This window comes from Rhizobium sp. WYCCWR 11128, assembly GCF_013416305.1.
GTDB classification, from domain to species: Bacteria; Pseudomonadota; Alphaproteobacteria; order Rhizobiales; family Rhizobiaceae; genus Rhizobium; species Rhizobium indicum.
This window is the reverse complement of the sequence record NZ_JACCEZ010000001.1, coordinates 214831-232130: the sequence shown is the minus strand read 5'-3', so window position 1 is coordinate 232130 and position 17300 is coordinate 214831. Positions and strand designations below refer to the sequence as shown.

General features: G+C 61.9%; 16 protein-coding genes. 3 read left to right on the top strand and 13 right to left on the bottom strand.

Annotated elements, in window-relative coordinates:
- Positions 1-75: 75 nt before the first annotated feature.
- The gene (locus HX898_RS01120) at positions 76-249 is read left to right on the top strand and encodes a hypothetical protein (RefSeq protein WP_012758267.1); all 174 of its coding nucleotides are present in this window, start codon (positions 76-78) and stop codon (positions 247-249) included.
- Between the two features lie 422 nt (positions 250-671).
- Here HX898_RS01120 and HX898_RS01115 read toward each other — a convergent pair whose 3' ends face one another.
- Positions 672-1550: a 50S ribosomal protein L11 methyltransferase gene (locus tag HX898_RS01115; protein WP_180193747.1), complete on the bottom strand. Its 879-nt coding sequence runs from the start codon at positions 1548-1550 to the stop codon at positions 672-674.
- A gap of 69 nt (positions 1551-1619) precedes the next feature.
- The gene (locus tag HX898_RS01110; protein ID WP_168344447.1) at positions 1620-2222 is read right to left on the bottom strand and encodes an SCO family protein; all 603 of its coding nucleotides are present in this window, start codon (positions 2220-2222) and stop codon (positions 1620-1622) included.
- A gap of 319 nt (positions 2223-2541) precedes the next feature.
- Between HX898_RS01110 and HX898_RS01105 the strand changes: the two genes are divergently transcribed.
- Positions 2542-3012 carry a chemotaxis protein CheW gene (locus tag HX898_RS01105; RefSeq protein ID WP_003541378.1) on the top strand — a complete coding sequence of 157 codons (471 nt, stop codon included), beginning with the start codon at positions 2542-2544 and terminating at the stop codon, positions 3010-3012.
- Positions 3013-3121: 109 nt separating this feature from the next.
- Here HX898_RS01105 and HX898_RS01100 read toward each other — a convergent pair whose 3' ends face one another.
- Together HX898_RS01100 and HX898_RS01095 are read right to left on the bottom strand one after the other, a co-directional pair.
- A complete protein-coding gene (locus HX898_RS01100; RefSeq protein ID WP_180193746.1) occupies positions 3122-3616 on the bottom strand; it encodes a CreA family protein in 495 nt (164 codons plus the stop codon).
- A 77-nt stretch (positions 3617-3693) separates the two neighbouring features.
- On the bottom strand, positions 3694-4284 hold the full coding sequence (locus tag HX898_RS01095) for a 3'-5' exonuclease (protein ID WP_033180944.1): 591 nt from the start codon (positions 4282-4284) through the stop codon (positions 3694-3696).
- Positions 4285-4567: 283 nt separating this feature from the next.
- Here HX898_RS01095 and HX898_RS01090 point away from each other — a divergent pair, with 283 nt between their 5' ends.
- Positions 4568-5104 (top strand): GNAT family N-acetyltransferase, encoded by a 537-nt coding sequence (locus tag HX898_RS01090; protein ID WP_138330527.1) that lies wholly within the window; start codon positions 4568-4570, stop codon positions 5102-5104.
- Positions 5105-5135: 31 nt separating this feature from the next.
- On the opposite strand, the gene ligA is transcribed toward HX898_RS01090, so the two are convergent.
- The 9 genes from ligA to HX898_RS01045 form a co-directional block, all read right to left on the bottom strand.
- On the bottom strand, positions 5136-7292 hold the full coding sequence (ligA, locus tag HX898_RS01085) for an NAD-dependent DNA ligase LigA (protein WP_138387079.1): 2157 nt from the start codon (positions 7290-7292) through the stop codon (positions 5136-5138).
- Between the two features lie 308 nt (positions 7293-7600).
- Complete coding sequence (locus tag HX898_RS01080; RefSeq protein ID WP_138330525.1) at positions 7601-8128, bottom strand: DUF6886 family protein; 528 nt, start codon at positions 8126-8128, stop codon at positions 7601-7603.
- Between the two features lie 99 nt (positions 8129-8227).
- Positions 8228-9901 (bottom strand): DNA repair protein RecN, encoded by a 1674-nt coding sequence (gene recN / locus HX898_RS01075; RefSeq protein WP_138330524.1) that lies wholly within the window; start codon positions 9899-9901, stop codon positions 8228-8230.
- A 5-nt stretch (positions 9902-9906) separates the two neighbouring features.
- Positions 9907-10776, bottom strand: coding sequence for an outer membrane protein assembly factor BamD (locus HX898_RS01070; RefSeq protein ID WP_029873425.1), 870 nt, complete (start codon positions 10774-10776; stop codon positions 9907-9909).
- A 256-nt stretch (positions 10777-11032) separates the two neighbouring features.
- Complete coding sequence (gene lpxC, locus HX898_RS01065; RefSeq protein ID WP_012758277.1) at positions 11033-11989, bottom strand: UDP-3-O-acyl-N-acetylglucosamine deacetylase; 957 nt, start codon at positions 11987-11989, stop codon at positions 11033-11035.
- A gap of 262 nt (positions 11990-12251) precedes the next feature.
- The gene (gene ftsZ, locus HX898_RS01060; RefSeq protein WP_180193745.1) at positions 12252-13964 is read right to left on the bottom strand and encodes a cell division protein FtsZ; all 1713 of its coding nucleotides are present in this window, start codon (positions 13962-13964) and stop codon (positions 12252-12254) included.
- 56 nt (positions 13965-14020) lie between these two features.
- Positions 14021-15352, bottom strand: a complete 1332-nt coding sequence (gene ftsA, locus HX898_RS01055; protein WP_012758279.1) for a cell division protein FtsA — start codon at positions 15350-15352, stop codon at positions 14021-14023.
- On the bottom strand, positions 15349-16281 hold the full coding sequence (locus tag HX898_RS01050) for a cell division protein FtsQ/DivIB (protein ID WP_138330522.1): 933 nt from the start codon (positions 16279-16281) through the stop codon (positions 15349-15351). The genes ftsA and HX898_RS01050 overlap by 4 nt, the downstream gene beginning before the upstream one ends.
- Entirely contained in the window at positions 16269-17195 is a 927-nt protein-coding gene (locus tag HX898_RS01045) for a D-alanine--D-alanine ligase (protein WP_017961294.1), read from the bottom strand. The genes HX898_RS01050 and HX898_RS01045 overlap by 13 nt, the downstream gene beginning before the upstream one ends.
- Positions 17196-17300 lie beyond the last annotated feature (105 nt).

Genomic DNA, 17300 nt, shown 5'->3' with positions numbered 1-17300 from the left:
CTCCGCATTTCAGAATAGCTATATAGGCTGCATCGAACGGTTCGCGATGAACCTGTAAACAAAGGAATTCTTGAAATGACCGCCTCTCTCTCGCGCTTCGCATATAGCAGCCCGGTGCAGGCTGGCGAACGCCAGACCGTGCGTCACGTAATCGGCGCCCGCCGCCCGCAGAACGAGGACAGCCTCAAGCTGCTCGGCGCCGGCCAGCGGGCCACGCGCCACAAGGGCGCCCTCAGCTACGCGTTCTAAGCCTGAAAGCCAGTCCGTCTCCTCCCTCCCGGACCGGCCTATTGGAATGCAGTAGAGCCCGCTTGAGCGCTCCTCCCCTTGAGCTCGCGGGCATTGACCGGATAGACCGGTCCAAGGCGGTGCCATCGGCACCGCCTTTTTTCTTGTGTCAGGAAAGGCTTTCTTGCCCTTAAGGCAGCGCAAGAAGCGGCTTCGTTTCGATAGGTGTGCAGACCTCTCCCCACCCTCATCCCGGTGCTCGTCACAGGGATCCAGTGCGCCCAAGTCCTTGGGCGCGGGAACTCTCAAGGTCACGGAGTCATTCACCACGCAGACGCGCGATGGCTGGATTCCTGTGACAGGCACAGGAATGAGGTGAGGAGGAGACGTCTCGCCTCAAATAAGGCGTGCAGTGCAGGACAAGCCTTCGCCCCGCCAAAAACTCAAGGCCGGTCGAAGTGAATCGTCACCCAGCCATTCCGCCAGATCGTCCTGACATGGCGAAGTCTCGCGTCACTATAGGCGGCAATCACCTTCCAGCGCTGCCCGGCAAGGATGCCGGAGAGAATGACCGATCCGCCAGGCGCAAGATGCGTCGCAAGCTTCGGCGCCATGCGGATCAGCGGCCGGGCGAGAATGTTGGCGATGATGAGATCGAAGGGACCATGCTCGGAAAAGGCCGTCGAATGAAAGCCCGGCGCGGTCCTAGTGACGATGCCCGAGGCGATGCCGTTGCGGCGCACATTCTCCGCCGCCACCTTCGTCGCAATCGGATCGATGTCGGTCGCCAGCACCGGTATGTTCCTGAGCTTGCGCACCGCAATCGCCAGCACGCCGCTGCCGGTGCCGAGATCGAGCGCGTTGCGGACCGGGCGCGAGCGCACCACGCTATCGATCACCTCGAGGCAACCCGCCGTCGTGCCGTGATGGCCGGTGCCAAAGGCCTGGCCGGCATCGATCTCGATCGCGATGTCGCCGGGGCGGATCTTGTCGCGGTCATGCGAACCATGCACCAGGAAACGCCCTGCCCGGACCGGCTTCAGCCCCTCCAGCGATTTCACCACCCAGTCGATCTCGGGGATGACTTCCCGCTCCAGCCGGGCATCGGGGAAAGAGACCTTCAATGCGTCCTCGACCCGGGATTGCACCTCAGCCTCGTCCTCGGCCATCATGTAGATCGAGGCTTCCCAGATATCCTTCTTCTCATCGATCTCGGTGGTGCCGATGGCAAAGTCTTCTTCACCGAAGACCGCGCTCAGAAGGTCGAGGATCTCTTCGGCCTTGGTTTCGGTCGTCGTCACGTAAAGGCGGATTTCACTCACGATAGGCGGTCTTTCCCGTTTCCGTTGCCCGCCGCCGGTCGAAGCCAACGTCCCATCACGCTGAAACCATCACCCCTTGCTGACGAGATTCTCCAGCTTCTTTACCGCCGTGTCCGGGTTTTCGCCATAGGCGATCGTTCCGGAAAACCGCCCGGCCGAATCGAGCAGGAAGACCGAGGCGGTGTGGTCCATCGTATAGTCGCCGTTCGGATCCTTCTCGTCGACCGGCACTTTCTTGGCGTAGACGCGGAACCCCTTGACGACCTCGGCGATCTTATCGGGCGCGCCCGAAATGCCGGTGATGCGCTTGGAAACATTGGAGACGTATTCGTTCATGATCTCGGGCGTATCGCGTTCCGGATCGACGGTGACGAAATAGGCCTGCAACTTATCGCCCTTCGGATCGACCTTCTCCATCCAGCCGTTCAGCTCGAAAAGCGTCGTCGGGCAGACTTCCGGGCAATGGGTGAAGCCGAAGAACAGCGCCGTCGGCTTGCCGCGCAGCGCCTCCTCGGTGATCGGCTGTCCGTTCTGGGAGACCAGGGTGAAGGGCACGCCGAAAGGCGCTTCCGCCACCACATTCTTCGACTTCGTCAGGTAGAGCGTGTACGCGCCAAGAAACCCGGCAAGTATCAGGACACCGACCCAGACGGCGATGCGGAATGTCTTCATTGGCATGATCCTCGATCCAGGCGGATGTGCCGCCCGCCACTGCTGGCGTGATTATAGCCTCGACCGGAGGCGCGCAATTCAAGAATATGTTTTCGAACCCGTGTTGAATTGTCTCACCGGTAGAAACTGCCACGGCAACGAAATCCGCCCTCAGGAATCTGCACCGATCAAAAATGCATGTGTTTGAATAGCTTACCTCTAGAGCGACGGGCAATCCGAAAATACGTATCGTTAGGAAAGACTTAAGCCGTCACATCTATATTTAACGGCGGTTCCGCATCGCCTCTCCCGCTGGGGACAACTGGGAAGAATTCTGACCATGAACAACAATAACGCCATCAAGCAGTCGGGCGCTTATCTCGAAATCGTTTCGTTCCACCTGGGCGATCAGGAATTCTGCATCGACATCATGGCCATCCGCGAAATCCGCGGCTGGGCGCCAGTGACGCCGATGCCGCACACCCCGCCCTACGTCTTGGGTCTCATCAACCTGCGCGGCGCCGTGATCCCCGTTATCGACATGGCCTGCCGCCTCGGCATGAAGATGACCGAGCCCTCCGAGCGCTCGGCGATCATCGTCACCGACATCGCCGGCAAGCTGGTCGGCCTGCTGGTCGAGCAGGTTTCCGACATGATGACCATCAAGAGCGAGGACCTGCAGCCGCCGCCGGAAATCATCCCGGAAGCCCAGCGCGCCTTCTGCCGCGGCATCGTCGCGCTCGAAAAGACCATGGTCTGCTTCTTGAACCTCGACACGGTCATTGCCGACGAGCTAACGCAGGCCGCCTGAGGAATACTCATATCTGGAATTCGAAGGCCCGGCTCGTCCGGGCCTTTTTGATTTTGGAATGAGCGAAATCGGGAAGTGGCGCTCTTTCCAAAATCTCACCGCAGAAGCCTTATTGCGGCTTCCCGTTCTTCCACACAACGTTCTGCCCGTAGAGCGGGATGGTCGAGATCGACATCTTCGCCGAACCGTCCGTCAGTTCGCGCGAATGGGCGAGATAGATAAGCGTGTCGTTCGTCTTGTCGTAGATGCGGTTGACGACCAGTGTCTTCCAGATCAGCGACATGCCCTGGCGGAACACCTCGCTGCCATCCTTGGACAGGTCGATATTACCGATCTCGATCGGCCCCGTCTGCCGGCAGGCAATGGAATTGTTGGACGGATCCTCGAACCAGTTGCCGTTCTTGAACCGGTCGATCAGGCTGCGGTCGAAATAGGTGACGTGGCAGGTAACGCCCTTGACCTCAGGGTCGGAGACCGCATCGACGATGATGTCGTTGCCGATCCAGTCGACCCCGACCTTGCCGACGACTTCGGCCGAGGCAGCACCTGTGGAAAGGGCAGCGAAAGAGAAGGCGGCGAGGAGAAAATTGCGCAGTCTGGACATGGCGGCTCCCTGAATATCCGCATTCTAGATAAGCATGCACTCATGCTTTGCAAGAAAAGGGCGTTTGCGGAAAGGGATCAGCCTTTTCGGCAGGTGCAGGGCTCATAGGCCTGCGCCGTCAGCCGACCTGGCTTCATGCCGATCAACGACGGTATGGCGTGGACGGCATGGGCCTTGACCGCCCTTGCCATCTCGATGGCCGCTGCTGCGCAGACGGCGGCATCTTCGGCGGCGTTGTGGTGCACGAAACGCAGGCCGAGATGCTCGGCGATCAGGTTCAGCCGGTGCGAGAGGAAATGCGGCCAGATCCGCTGCGCCATCTTCAGGCTGCAGAGATAGGTAAGCTCAGGATAGGATTGCCGGTAGAGATCGAGGCTCGCCCGCCAGACGCTGAAATCGAAGGCCGCATTGTGCGCGATCATCGTCGCGCCGCGAAAATCCTCCTCGAACTCATCCATTACCTCGGGGAACTCGGGCGCGTCCTCGACATGCTCCGGCCGGATGCCGTGGATTGCGATGTTCATCCCTGAAAAGCGCATGTCCCGCGGCCGGATCAGCCGCTCCTCGACGCGCGTCACCCTGCCTTCCTCGATCCAGGCAAGGCCGACGGAACAGGCGCTACCGCGCTGTTCGTTCGCCGTTTCGAAGTCAATCGCGATGGTCTTCAAATCAGCAACCCGAATCGTTTCTTCCGGCACAGGAATACCGCCCCGCTTCTGGCCGCGCAAATTCGACACGCCGCCCGGTTGACTTTTTAACCCGCATATCGAAACTTATTGCCATGATCGGTTCCCTAACCATGGCAGCGCTTATCCATCACACCACGACCCTTGAAGGGTACGCGGGAGCGATGGCGCGTTAGCAGCGATCCGATCATCATCCCGAAACCCTGCCGAGGCGAGCAGGGTTTTCGGAAACCGGCTCTCCTCCCGACCACGATGGAGAGCATGAATGTCTGAAAACGAAGAGAATGAACCTCGCGGCCGAGCGCGCTTGCCGGATGGCGTCCTCGTGCGCGCCGTCCGCCTGTCCGATGCGGAGGAGATCACCGATCTCATAAATCTGCCGAGCTACCGGGCCGGCACCTTACGGCCGCCATATCAGAGGATCGAAGAGGTTCGCAAACACATGGAAAATCCGTCGCCCGGCGCGCTCAACCTCGTCGTCACCCAGGACGGCAAAATCGTCGGCAATAGCGGCCTCAACCGTCTTTCCGGCCGCCGGCAGCACGTCGCCAGCATCGGCATGGGTGTGCATGACGACTTCACCGGCCGCGGCTTCGGACGGATCCTGCTCGGAGCAATGGTCGATGCTGCTGACGACTGGCTCGATATCAAACGTCTGGAACTGACCGTCTACACCGATAACGATGTTGCCATCGGCCTCTACCGGAAATTCGGCTTCGAGCAGGAAGGGCTGCTGAAGGCCTTCGGATATCGCGCCGGTCAATATGTCGACGCCTATACGATGGCGCGGCTCAGGCTATGAGCAACGGGGCTGGCGGTTTGCCGTCAGCCCCTCACCCGCTGATCAGCGCCAGCCACTCGTCCTCGTCCATCGTCTGCACGCCGAGCTCACGCGCCTTGTCGAGCTTGGAGCCGGCGCCGGGGCCGGCGACGACGATGTCGGTCTTCTTGGAGACCGATCCCGCCACCTTGGCGCCGAGACTTTCAGCCCTCGCCTTCGCCTCGTCGCGGGTGAACTTTTCCAGCGAGCCGGTGAAAACCACGGTCTTGCCGGCGACCGGGCTGCCTGCCGTCTTCGGTTGTTCGGCCTCCTCGGGCGTCACTTCCTCGATAAGCCGGGTGATCACCTCGACATTGCGCGGCTCCTTGTAGAATTCGACGATGGCGCGCGCCACGACCTCGCCGATACCCTCGATGGCGTTGAGATCGTTCCAGGCGTCGCCGGAAAGCGCCTCGGCCTCGCGCATTGCGGTTTCAAAGGCCGCATAGGTGCCGTAGGAGCGCGCCAAGAGCTTCGCTGTGGTCTCACCGACATGACGGATGCCGAGCGCGTAGATGAAGCGGTGGAGCGCAATGCTGCGCCGTTCGGTGATCGCCGCATAGAGCTTGCCGACGCTGACCTTGCCGAAGCCGTCGATATTCTCCAGCTTGGTCAGCGATTGCTGCTGACGCTTCTCCAGCGTGAAGATATCGGGCGCAGTGCGGATCTGCAGCGACGCGTCCTCGTTTTCGAAGAAGAAGTCGATCTGCTTCGAACCGAGCCCTTCAATATCGAAAGCGTTGCGCGAAACGAAGTGCTTCAGATGCTCGGTCGCCTGCGCCCTGCAGATGAAACCGCCGGTGCAGCGGGTGACCGAATCGAGCTTGCCGGTCTTCTCATGTCTTTCGCGCACGGCATGCGAACCGCAGACCGGGCAGGTCTTCGGAAATTCATAGGGTCTGGCCTCGGCCAAGCGCTTCTCCATGACGACGTCGAGTACCTGCGGAATGACGTCGCCTGCGCGCTGCACGATGACGGTATCACCAATGCGGATATCGTGCTCGTCGTCGCGGATGCGTTCGCCGCTATTGCCGATGCCCTGGATGTAGTCCGCGTTGTGCAGCGTCGCATTGGTGACGACCACGCCACCGACGGTGATCGGCGTCAATCGCGCGACAGGTGTGAGGGCGCCGGTGCGGCCGACTTGGATGTCGATATTCTCGACGATCGTGAATGCCTGTTCGGCAGGAAACTTGTGCGCCGTCGCCCAGCGCGGCGAACGCGAGCGGAAGCCGAGACGGGCCTGCAGCTCGAGACTGTCGACCTTGTAGACGACGCCGTCGATGTCGTAGTCGAGATCCGGGCGCTCGAGACCGATCTCGTCATAATGCGACAGGATGTCGGCGACCGAGTTCAGCCGCTTCATCAGAGGGTTCACGGGGAAACCCCAATCCTTGAAGGTCTGCACCATCCCAAATTGCGTGTCGGCGGGCATTTCCGACATCTCGCCCCAGGCGTAGGCGAAGAATTTCAGCTTGCGGCTCGCCGTCACCTTGGCGTCGAGCTGGCGCAGCGATCCGGCAGCCGTATTACGCGGATTGACATAGGTCTGCTTGCCCTCCGCCTCCATCTGCCGGTTCAGCGCCAGGAAGTCGCTCTTGGCCATATAGACTTCACCGCGGATCTCCACGACGGCGGGAACACCCTTCGGCAGCTCGTTGGGGATCTCGGCGATGGTGCGGATATTGGCGGTGACATTCTCACCCGTCGTGCCGTCGCCGCGTGTCGCTGCCGTCACCAGCCTGCCGTTTTCGTAACGGATCGACATCGAGAGCCCGTCGATCTTCGGTTCGGCGGTAAAGGCGATCGACTGGTCCGGCAGCCGGCCGAGGAAGCGATAGACGCCGGCGACGAAATCCTGCACGTCCTCCTGCGAGAAAGTATTGTCGAGCGACAGCATCGGCCGCGCATGGACGACAGGCGAGAACGTGACGGAGGGCGCTGCACCGACATGCCGCGATGGGCTGTCTTCGCGGATCAACTCGGGAAACCGCACTTCCAGCGCATCGTTGCGGCGCTTCAGCGCGTCGTAATCAGCATCCGAAATCTCCGGCCGGTCCTTGCCGTGATAGAGCGCATCGTGATGCGCAATCTCCTTTGCCAGCCGTTCAAGCTCGACGGCAGCCTCTTCGATCGTCAACGTGTCGACGGTGGAACCTTCGGTGGGCATGGAACATCACTCCAGAGAATCTGCATTGTTTTTTAGAGCAAAATTTCCGGATGAAAAGAGAGGCCGCGTATCCGCCGTCGGGAGGATCGGCCTGCTCACCTCTCCTCCTCCATTCCTGTGCCTGTCACAGGAATCCAGCCACGGCGCCTCTGCGCCGTGAATGACTCTCTTTCAAGGAAGAAGAATCTCCCGCGCCCAAGGACTTGGTCGCGCTGGATCCCTGTGACGAGCACAGGGATGAGGGAGATTGAGGTGAGCTTTCGCGCCGACTTTCATGCCTTGGAACCCTTGTCACCGCCCTCCCCGGCCTATTCCCAATCGTTCGCATTACGCAACCTGATGCCACTGACATGCAGGCTGGTGCCCCAGAGCCCTTTCAGCGGCGTCAGCGTGTCCACCACCCGAAGCTCCACCTTGCGCGGCGCAAACTCCTGGTCGAGCCGCGAGATGGCGGTGCGCTCGATGGGAACAACGCGTCTGCGGGCCACCCACATGCCAGCATCATCCAGATCCTCGAAGCCCTCGGCCGGCAGCTCGTAGCGGTGGATGGTATCCGCTTCGAGCCTCTCCAGCCAATGGCGCTCTACGTAGGCAACGGCCCGCCAGTCGCCGAGCCAGCGCCGCCGTTCGGCCTCCAGCGTATCGGCTGTCGCCCAGAGCAGGATGCGGGGACAATCGCGCGGAAAGAGATACATGAAATCATGATCGGCATCGATTGCCCAGACGAGCGGACCGTTCAGCCATTCCCGGCCGGGCGCGCGGGCAGACGGGACGCGAACCGAACGTGGCTCGAACGCAGCAATACCGGAATCGTCGCTGAAATGGAAAAGCCGCATGGCATGAGCTCGCCGCCGATCGGGAAGCTTCAGCGCATATCGCGCCGCGGGATGATTGTCATCCCGCCGGCCCGAGCGGAAAGAGCATCGGAAGAAAAATCAGCCGTTGCCGGCGAGCAGCCGCTTCGCCGCCGCCCTCGCCTCTTCGGTGACCGAAGCCCCGGCCAGCATACGGGCGATCTCCTCGGTGCGATCCTTTTGCGCCATCGTGGCGACGCGCGTGGCGATCTTTTCCGAACCGTCGGCCGACGGTCCCTTGGAAATCAACAGATGCGTCGCAGCCCGCGCCGCGACCTGCGGCGCATGCGTGACCGACAACACCTGCACCCGCTCCGACAGCCGCTTCAGCCGCTGGCCGATCGCATCGGCCACCGCGCCGCCGACGCCGGTATCGATTTCATCGAAGACGAGCGTCGGAGCCGATCCGCGATCGGCAAGCGCCACTTTCAGCGCCAGCAGGAAACGCGACAGCTCGCCGCCCGAGGCGACCTTCATGATCGAGCCCGGCCGCGTGCCGGGATTGGTCTGAACATGGAACTCGACGACGTCGATGCCTTCGGCGAGCGCCTCCCCTGCATCCGTGGTAATCTCGACCATAAAACGGGCGCGTTCGAGTTTAAGCGCCGGCAGCTCGGCCATGACGGCCCCAGCCAGTGCGGTGCCGGCACGATGGCGCTTGTCAGACAGCGAGCGCGCCGCCGCATCGTAATTTTCCCGCGCTAGGCCGACCTCGGCGTCGAGCCGCGCAAGCCGCTCCTCGCCCGCGTCGAGATCGGCAAGATCGGCGATCATGCGCACAGCTAACGCCGGCAGCTCAGTGACGGGCACGGAATATTTGCGCGAGGCGGCCCTGAGCGCGAAAAGCCGCTCCTCCACCCGCTCCAGCTCTCTCGGATCGTATTCGGTCTTGCGCAGCGCCGCCTCGACTTCCATCTGCGCGTTGGAAAGCTGGTCGAGCGCGGCATCGAGCAGCGTCACAGTGTCTTCGAGCAGTCCCGGCGCCTCATGGCTCTTGCGCTCGAGCCGGCGCACCAGCGAGGCGATATGGGGCACCGGCGAGGCATTGCCGTTCAGGAATTCGGACGCCTCGGCGATATCGCCGGCGATTCGCTCGGCTTTCATCATCTTCTGCCGGCGATCGGCGAGTTCTTCCTCCTCGCCATCCTGCGGCGAGAGCTTCTCGAGTTCCTCGACGGAAGAGCGCAGATAGTCGGCTTCGCGCGCCGCACTTTCCACCTTCTCGCGGTGCTTCTTCAGCGTCCGCTCGCTGTCGCGCCACAGGCGATAGAGCCGGGAGACCTCCGAAACCTCGTCGGTGAGGCCGGCGAAGGCATCGAGCAGAGTGCGGTGGGCATTGGTGTCGACAAGGGCGCGATCGTCGTGCTGACCGTGGATTTCGACCAGCATCTGACCGGCCTGGCGCATCAGTTGCACGCTGACCGGCTGGTCGTTGACATAGGCCTTGGTGCGTCCGTCCGCTGATTGCTGGCGGCGGAAGATCAGATCGCCCTCGTCGTCGATGCCGTTTTCACGCAGGAGTGTGCGGGCGCCGTGTTCCATGCCGACGTCGAACACCGCCGTCACCTGGCCCTTGTCCTCGCCATGACGCACCAGGTCGCCGTCGCCGCGTCCACCGAGCGCCAGCGACAGGCTGTCGAGCAGGATGGATTTGCCCGCCCCGGTCTCGCCCGTCAGCACGGAGAGGCCGGTCTCGAAGGCAAGATCCAGCCGCTCGATCAGGACGATATCGCGGATCGAAAGCTGGATCAGCATTGGCCTCAGGAACCGAGAAGAAGTTTCTTGCCCGCTGCGGCGATCCACGAGCCCTTGTTTTCACGTGGCTCGGCACCGCCGCTCTGCAGCAGCTTGTAGGAATCAGCATACCACTGGCTGTCGGGATAATTGTGACCGAGAACGGCAGCGGCTGTCTGCGCCTCGTCGACGATGCCCATGGAATAATAAGCTTCGACGAGACGCGCTAAGGCCTCTTCGATCTGGTTCGTATTCGGATATTTCTCGACGACGATACGGAAGCGCGAGATCGCGGCGAGATATTCCTTCCGCTCCATGTAGTAGCGGCCGATCTGCATTTCCTTGCCGGCGAGCTGGTCGCGCGAAAAGCGGATCTTGGCCTGTGCGTCGTCGACATATTCGGAGTTCGGATAGTTGTCGATGACGGCCTGCATCGCCTCGATCGTCTTGGCCGAGGCGCGCTGGTCCTGCGTCACGTCGACGATCTGCTTGGAATAGGTGAGACCAATGAGATACTGCACATAGGCGGCATCCTGGGATTTCGGATATTGCGACATGTAGCGGTTGCCGGAAGCAAGCGCATCGTCTAAACGGCCCTGGCGATATTTGACGAAGGTGCTCATCACGAGCGCTTTGCGCGCCCATTCGGAAAAAGGGTTCTCGCGGTCGATCGCGTCAAACTTGCGCGCCGCTTCCGCCATGTTGCCGGCCTTCATATTGGCCAGGCCCTGGGTGTAGAGCACGTCAGGCGGATCGGTTTCGAGACCGAGCTTGGTGATGTCGATGTCGGGATCCGACTGGCAACCGGAGATCAAGGCGCCTGCGCTGAGCACCAGAAGCGATGCGAACAAGGCGCGCGCTGTCTTCATCATACCTTCAGATCCTGCATAACCCATTCGAAAGAACCCCACTGCTGCCGCTCTCTCCACGGCAGCCACGCCTCGCTGGCGTTTCTAGCCACAAATGTGCATCAAGAGCAACGCAATGATAAGGCATTAACGCATTTTTGTGGCAGCAGCCGCAGAATGATCGGCTTTTCAACTTCTTCCCGACCTGTGGCGGCCAAGCATCGGTCTATTGCCGTAGACACGCCCGACATAAAAAAACCGCCTCCGGGAAAGAGGCGGCCTGGTCTTGAGAATATGCTGGAGGTCATGCCGACCAGGGAGCGAATTCCGAAGCACTGACCGCGATCAGTTCGCGGGCAGCGACGCGCTGGCGCGGCGTCGACGTCTCGACCACTTCGTAGGCGGAGGAATCGGCGAGCAGCGCCTTCAGCGCATTGGCATTCATCTTGTGACCGCCGCGATAGGAACGGTAGCAACCGATGAACTGGACGCCGGCAAGCGACAGATCGCCGACGGCGTCGAGCGTCTTGTGGCGGACGAATTCATCCTTGGCGTAACGCAGCCCTTCGACGTTGATGACGGTGTTGTCGTCCGAGATGACGACGGAATTTTCGAGTGAGGACCCGAGCGCGTGGCCTGACGCCCAGAGACGCTCGACATCGCGCATGAAGCCGAAGGTGCGGGCGCGCGAAAGCTCGGCCTTGAAGACGGCGGGTGTCATGTCGCCGGCCCACTTCTGCCGGCCGATCAGCGGGCACTCGAAATCGATTTCGACTTCGAAGCGTGTACCGTCATAAGGACGGAATTCGCTCCAGGAGCCGCCATGCTCGATTCGCACCGGCTTGGTAATACGGATATAGCGGCGCTTGACGCCGAGCGAGACGAGACCGACCTGCTCGATTGCCTCGACGAAGGGCAGCGAGCTGCCGTCCATGATCGGCATTTCGGAGCCCTGCACCTCGATCACCACATTGTCGAGGCCGAGCGCATAGACGGCGGCCATGACATGCTCGATCGTCGCAACCGAATGGGCCGGCGAGAATCCGAGCACGGTGCAGAGGTCGGTATTGCCGACCTGCGAGGAGACGGCCTTGAGTTCGGTGATGTCGCCATTGTCATGCAGGCGCTGGAAAACGACGCCGGTGTCCGATTCGGCCGGATTCAGGGTGATCGAGACTTCCGCACCAGAATGGACCCCGGTGCCCGAAAGCGTCACCGGACGCGATACCGTCGTTTGAAAACCCAGCAAGCCAATCGCCATAAATTCTGCCTTTTATTCTTCCGTACCGGCGGTCTGTCCGATCGGCACGGTCATCGTTCATTCTGCAACCGGAGCCTGTCGAAAGGTCTCCTAGGGCAGTTTCATTGCACCATACTTACGTGCGCCAGCGCTCCAATCCAAATCACTGTTTCTTTCGCTTTGTTACGAAGTCACGCGATTGAAATTGCTCGCGAATCGCAGGCTGAAAAACAGCAATGCCCGGGACCTTGATCCCGGGCATGAACGGTGCTGAAGCAGCTCCTCAGTTCGACTGGCGACGCAGGAATGCCGGGATTTCCAGCTGGTCGTCTTCCTGCATCATCCGGGCCTGCGGAACCGCGCGGCCCTGGTCGTCGAGGTTGCCGCGGCGCGGTGCGTAGAGGCTTGCCTCGGGCGACAGCGGACGGCGCTGCTGCGAAGCGGACGGCGCTGCTGCCGTCATATCGGCGGCAACGGCGTCGTCGTCGCGGCGGCCAAGCGAATTGGTGATTCGCTTGAGCAGGCCCATCGGGCCGCGCTCCTCCGCCGCGTGCGCGGAAGCCGGCTGCGTGCGGTGGTCGAGTTCGGCCTGGACGACCGGCGGGAAATCCTCAACCTTCGGCATGCGCACCGGTTCGGCCTGGCGGATGGTCGGCTCCTGCCGGACCGGCTGCTGCTGGACCGGCTGACTTATGACCGGCTGGCTCATGACGGGCGCCGGAGCCTGCTGCTGCACCTGAGGACGCATTGCCGGAGCTTCCGGCGCAGGCGCGAAGATCTTGCTCTGCGGACGGAAGGTTTCCTGCTGTACTACGGGCTGCTGCAGCGGTGCGGCAGCACGCGGGGCCGGAATTTCGAGCTCGCGTTCCATCTCGGCTTCGCGGATGGTCTGCGCGATCGGATCCATGGCCTTCGGTGCCTGCATCACGGGGGCAGGCTGCACTGCGGCCGCTGCCGGAGCAACAGCCGCGGAGGGACGGATAGCGGGCCTTGCGGCCGGCTGGAGGTTGCGCTCGGCGGCTTCGTTCATCGCCCGGTCGATGCCGGTTGCGACGACCGAGACGCGGATGATGCCTTCGAGCGATTCGTCGAAGGTGGCGCCGAGGATGATGTTGGCGTCAGGATCGACTTCCTCGCGGATGCGGGTCGCGGCTTCGTCGACTTCGAAGAGGGTGAGGTCGCGACCGCCGGTGATGGAGATCAGCAGGCCCTGGGCGCCCTTCATCGAGGTTTCGTCGAGCAGCGGGTTGGCGATCGCAGCCTCTGCGGCCTGGAGCGCGCGGCCGGAGCCGGAAGCTTCGCCAGTGCCCATCATCGCGCGGCCCATCTCGCGCATCACCGAGCGGACGTCGGCAAAGTCGAGGTTGATGAGGCCTTCCTTGACCATCAGGTCGGTGATGCAGGCAACGCCCGAATAGAGAACCTGGTCAGCCATGGCGAAAGCATCGGCGAAGGTCGTCTTATCGTTGGCGATGCGGAAGAGGTTCTGGTTCGGAATGACGATCAGCGTATCGACAGACTTCTGCAGTTCCTGGATGCCCATCTCGGCCAGGCGCATGCGGCGCCCACCTTCGAAATGGAACGGCTTGGTGACGACGCCGACCGTCAGGATGCCCTTGTTGCGGGCGGCCTGCGCGACAACCGGAGCAGCACCTGTGCCGGTGCCGCCGCCCATGCCGGCGGTGACGAAGCACATATGCGTGCCGTTCAGGTGATCGACGATCTCGTCGATGCACTCCTCGGCGGCCGCGCGGCCGACTTCCGGCTGCGAGCCGGCACCGAGGCCTTCGGTGACGTTGACGCCGAGCTGGATGATGCGCTCGGCCTTCGTCATCGTCAGCGCCTGCGCATCCGTGTTGGCGACGACGAAGTCGACGCCCTGGAGGCCGGCGGTAATCATGTTGTTGACGGCATTGCCGCCACCGCCGCCAACGCCGAACACGGTGATGCGCGGCTTCAGCTCTGTGATGTCAGGCTTTTGCAGCTTGATGGTCATGGTACCTGTTCCTTCTCTCTCTGGCCGCATCGCCACGCCGGCCAATTACTCAAATTTCAGAAGCTTTCCTTCAGCCACTGGCCCATGCGGGCTATGCGGCTGTTATTTCCCCCAAGCGACATGAGCAGGCCGCTCTGTGACGCATGTGTCTCCATGTCCGCGACCTGCGGATAGATCATCAGGCCGACGGCCGTCGAAAAGGCCGGGCCCTTGGCCGCCGTCGGCAACCCAGAGACGCCCATCGGACGACCGATGCGGACGTTACGGGCAAGGATGCGCCGCGCCACGTCGGCAAGGCCGGTCAGTTGGCTCGCTCCGCCGGTCAGCACGACGCGCTTGCCGACGATCGGGCTGAAGCCGGAGCGCTGGATGCGGTCGCGGATCAGTTCCATCGTCTCTTCGATTCGGGCCGAGACGATGCGCGAAACCAGTGCCCGCGGCACCTGCGACGGCTGGTCGCGATCGTCCTCGCCGATCGGCGGGATCGAGATCAGCTCGCGCTCGTCTGAGGAATTCGAAAGCGCCGAGGCATGCACGACCTTCAGCCGCTCCGCATCCTCGATGCGGGTCGAAAGGCCGCGCGCCAGGTCGGTAGTAACGTGATGGCCGCCGAGGCCGACGGCATCCGTATGAACGAGCTTGCCCTCGGCAAAGACCGAAATCGTCGTCGTGCCGCCGCCCAAGTCGATCGCTGCGCAGCCGAGCTCGACCTCATCGTCGACGAGAGCCGCAAGACCCGATGCATAGGGCGTCGCGACGATGCCCTCGACCGACAGATGCGCACGATTGACGCTAAGCTCGAGGTTCTTCAGCGCCGAGCGCTCCGCCGTCACCACATGCATGTCGACGCCGAGCGCATCGCCGTACATCGCCAGCGGATCGCGGATGCCGCGCTCGCCGTCGAGCGAGAAGCCGGTCGCCAGCGAATGCAGCACCGAGCGGTCCTGGCGCAGCGACTGCTGGCAAGCGGCCGACAGCACCTTCTTCAGATCGTTGAGTTCGACTTCCTGGCCACCGAGATCGATCGTCGCGGTGTAGATGTCACTGCCGAGGCGGCCGGCCGTCAGGTTGACGATCAGGCTCTCGACCGTCAGCCCCGCCATGCGCTCGGCCGCATCGACGGCAAGGCGGATGACGCCTTCCAATGCGTCGAGATCGGCGATGACGCCGGTCTTGATGCCGCGCGAGCGCTGATGGCCGATGCCGATGATCTCGATATTGTGCGTGCGGCCCGGCAGGATCTGGCTTTCCTCGCGCGGCGTCAGCCGGCCGATCATGCAGACGACCTTGGTGGAACCGATGTCGAGCACCGAAACGACATGTGACCGCTTCGACGAAAGCGGCTTCAGGCGCGGCAATCCGAAATGGGATGAACCGAACAAGCTCATATATTCTGCCCCGCCTTCTTCAATTCTTTCGTGCGCTCCGTCACTGCCGTCTGCCTGCGGACCGCCGCCTCCGGCGTCAGCTGGATCGCGGTTCTGTCGGCCAGCCTGAGATCGACTGCGGCAATGTCCCGCTCGAGGAGCTGATGCTCCTTGTCGAACTTCGAAAGCGTCGCCAGTGCCTGGTCGATACCGTCTTCCGGCAGCTTGACGACGACGCCGTTATCCATGTGCAGGTCCCAGCGACGGCCGGATATCCAGACATAGGCCTTTACGCGGGCCTTCACGTCGGGCCACTTCGAGAAGGCTTCGTCGAGCGAAGCAGCCGCCGTTTCGGCATCGCGGCCGACGACGAGCGGCAGCGCCGAAAACTTGTTGTCCCGCAGCGGCGCAATGACGCTGCCGTTCTTCTCGATCAGGGAAAGCTCCTGCCCGTGCTGCCAGATCGCATAGGCCTGGCGCTCCTTGAGCTTCACCTCGATCGTCTTCGGATAGATCTTGCGGACCTCGACATTTTCGACCCAGGGAAGATGCGCAATCTTCCTGCGGGCGGCATCGACGTCGAGGGCGACCAGCGAGGTCGTGCCGTCAAGGCCGATCAGCTGCAGGATTTCGATTTCGGAGGTTTCCGAATTCCCGGAGACCTTGACGTCCTCGATCGCAAAACCCGCGGCCGTCGTCGTCGCCTGCGCCACGGCTTCCGTGTGACCGCCGAGCGACATGCCGTAAAGCCCCGTCGCGCCCAAGAAAGCGAGCGCCGAGACCGTGCCGGTATGAACAGGAATGTAGATGCGGCCGCTGCAGAGGCTGATCAGAAAGCGCGTGACCCGGCGCAGCGGACGCGGCAGCACGAACCGCTCTTCGGCTTCCATAATCGGAAGCACGGCATGATGGCTGGGGCGCCCAATCCTCTTGACTGTCAACGCAAACAAGACGCGTCCTCCACCATCCACCGGAGAAACTGACCAAACGAATAACCGGCATGACCGGCCATTTCGGGCACGAGCGAGGTTGGGGTCATACCTGGTTGGGTATTGACTTCCAGCCAGATGATTTCGCCGTCTTCGGAGAAACGATCGTCGTAACGAAAGTCGGACCGACTGACGCCGCGACAACCGATTGCCTGATGCGCCCTTAGGGACAATGTTTGTATTTTTTGGTAAATATTCGGTGAAATTTTCGCGGGGATGACGTGTTTTGAACCGCCTGCCGCATACTTGGAGTCGTAATCATAAAAATTGTGTCCCTGCGGCACCACTTCCGTGACGCCGAGCGGAGTTTCACCCATGACGCCGCAGGTGAGTTCGCGACCATAGACATAGCGCTCGACGATCACTTCCTCGCCGTAACGCCACTCGGGCGAGCTGACGATCTGTGGCGGATGCGCCTGATCTTCCGTGACGATGACGACGCCGAAGCTCGACCCCTCGCGGACGGGTTTCACCACATAGGGCGGTTTCATCGGATGCGTCGAGGGAAAGGCGAAACGGTTGACCACCTGCGATTCGGCGACCGGAATACCGGCGGCGGCGGCAACGAGCTTCGCCTTATCCTTGTCCATCGCCAGCGCCGAGGCAAGCACGCCCGAATGCGTATAGGGGATTTCGAGATATTCGAGGATGCCCTGAATGGTGCCGTCCTCGCCGAACGGGCCGTGAAGCGCATTGAAGACGACATCGGGCTTCAGCGCGGCGAGCTTCTCGGAAACGTCGCGCGCCACGTCGATGCGCGTCACGTCGAAGCCCTCCGCCTCGAGGGCTTCTGCGCAAGCCTTTCCCGAGGAAAGGCTGACAGGCCTTTCCGAGGAAAATCCGCCCATCAGGACAGCGACATGCTTGCGACTCATCAACACCCCCAAAAAATAACTTCCATTTTCGAAATCGACGCTTGCGCGAAGCTGTCTGCGCCGTTTCGGGCCTTTGTCCGACCTGGGTGCATTAGAGCATCATTA

Excerpts from the sequence above, each read along its gene's own strand:
- HX898_RS01045 (WP_017961294.1), bottom strand. The coding sequence starts at position 17,195 with ATGAGTCGCAAGCATGTCGCTGTCCTGATGGGCGGATTTTCCTCGGAA.
- HX898_RS01070 (WP_029873425.1), bottom strand. The coding sequence starts at position 10,776 with ATGGGTTATGCAGGATCTGAAGGTATGATGAAGACAGCGCGCGCCTTG.
- ftsA (WP_012758279.1), bottom strand. The coding sequence starts at position 15,352 with ATGAGCTTGTTCGGTTCATCCCATTTCGGATTGCCGCGCCTGAAGCCG.
- HX898_RS01090 (WP_138330527.1), top strand. The coding sequence starts at position 4,568 with ATGTCTGAAAACGAAGAGAATGAACCTCGCGGCCGAGCGCGCTTGCCG.
- recN (WP_138330524.1), bottom strand. The coding sequence starts at position 9,901 with ATGCTGATCCAGCTTTCGATCCGCGATATCGTCCTGATCGAGCGGCTG.
- HX898_RS01120 (WP_012758267.1), top strand. The coding sequence starts at position 76 with ATGACCGCCTCTCTCTCGCGCTTCGCATATAGCAGCCCGGTGCAGGCT.
- HX898_RS01110 (WP_168344447.1), bottom strand. The coding sequence starts at position 2,222 with ATGAAGACATTCCGCATCGCCGTCTGGGTCGGTGTCCTGATACTTGCC.
- ftsZ (WP_180193745.1), bottom strand. The coding sequence starts at position 13,964 with ATGACCATCAAGCTGCAAAAGCCTGACATCACAGAGCTGAAGCCGCGC.
- lpxC (WP_012758277.1), bottom strand. The coding sequence starts at position 11,989 with ATGGCGATTGGCTTGCTGGGTTTTCAAACGACGGTATCGCGTCCGGTG.
- ligA (WP_138387079.1), bottom strand. The coding sequence starts at position 7,292 with ATGCCCACCGAAGGTTCCACCGTCGACACGTTGACGATCGAAGAGGCT.
- HX898_RS01100 (WP_180193746.1), bottom strand. The coding sequence starts at position 3,616 with ATGTCCAGACTGCGCAATTTTCTCCTCGCCGCCTTCTCTTTCGCTGCC.
- HX898_RS01105 (WP_003541378.1), top strand. The coding sequence starts at position 2,542 with ATGAACAACAATAACGCCATCAAGCAGTCGGGCGCTTATCTCGAAATC.
- HX898_RS01080 (WP_138330525.1), bottom strand. The coding sequence starts at position 8,128 with ATGCGGCTTTTCCATTTCAGCGACGATTCCGGTATTGCTGCGTTCGAG.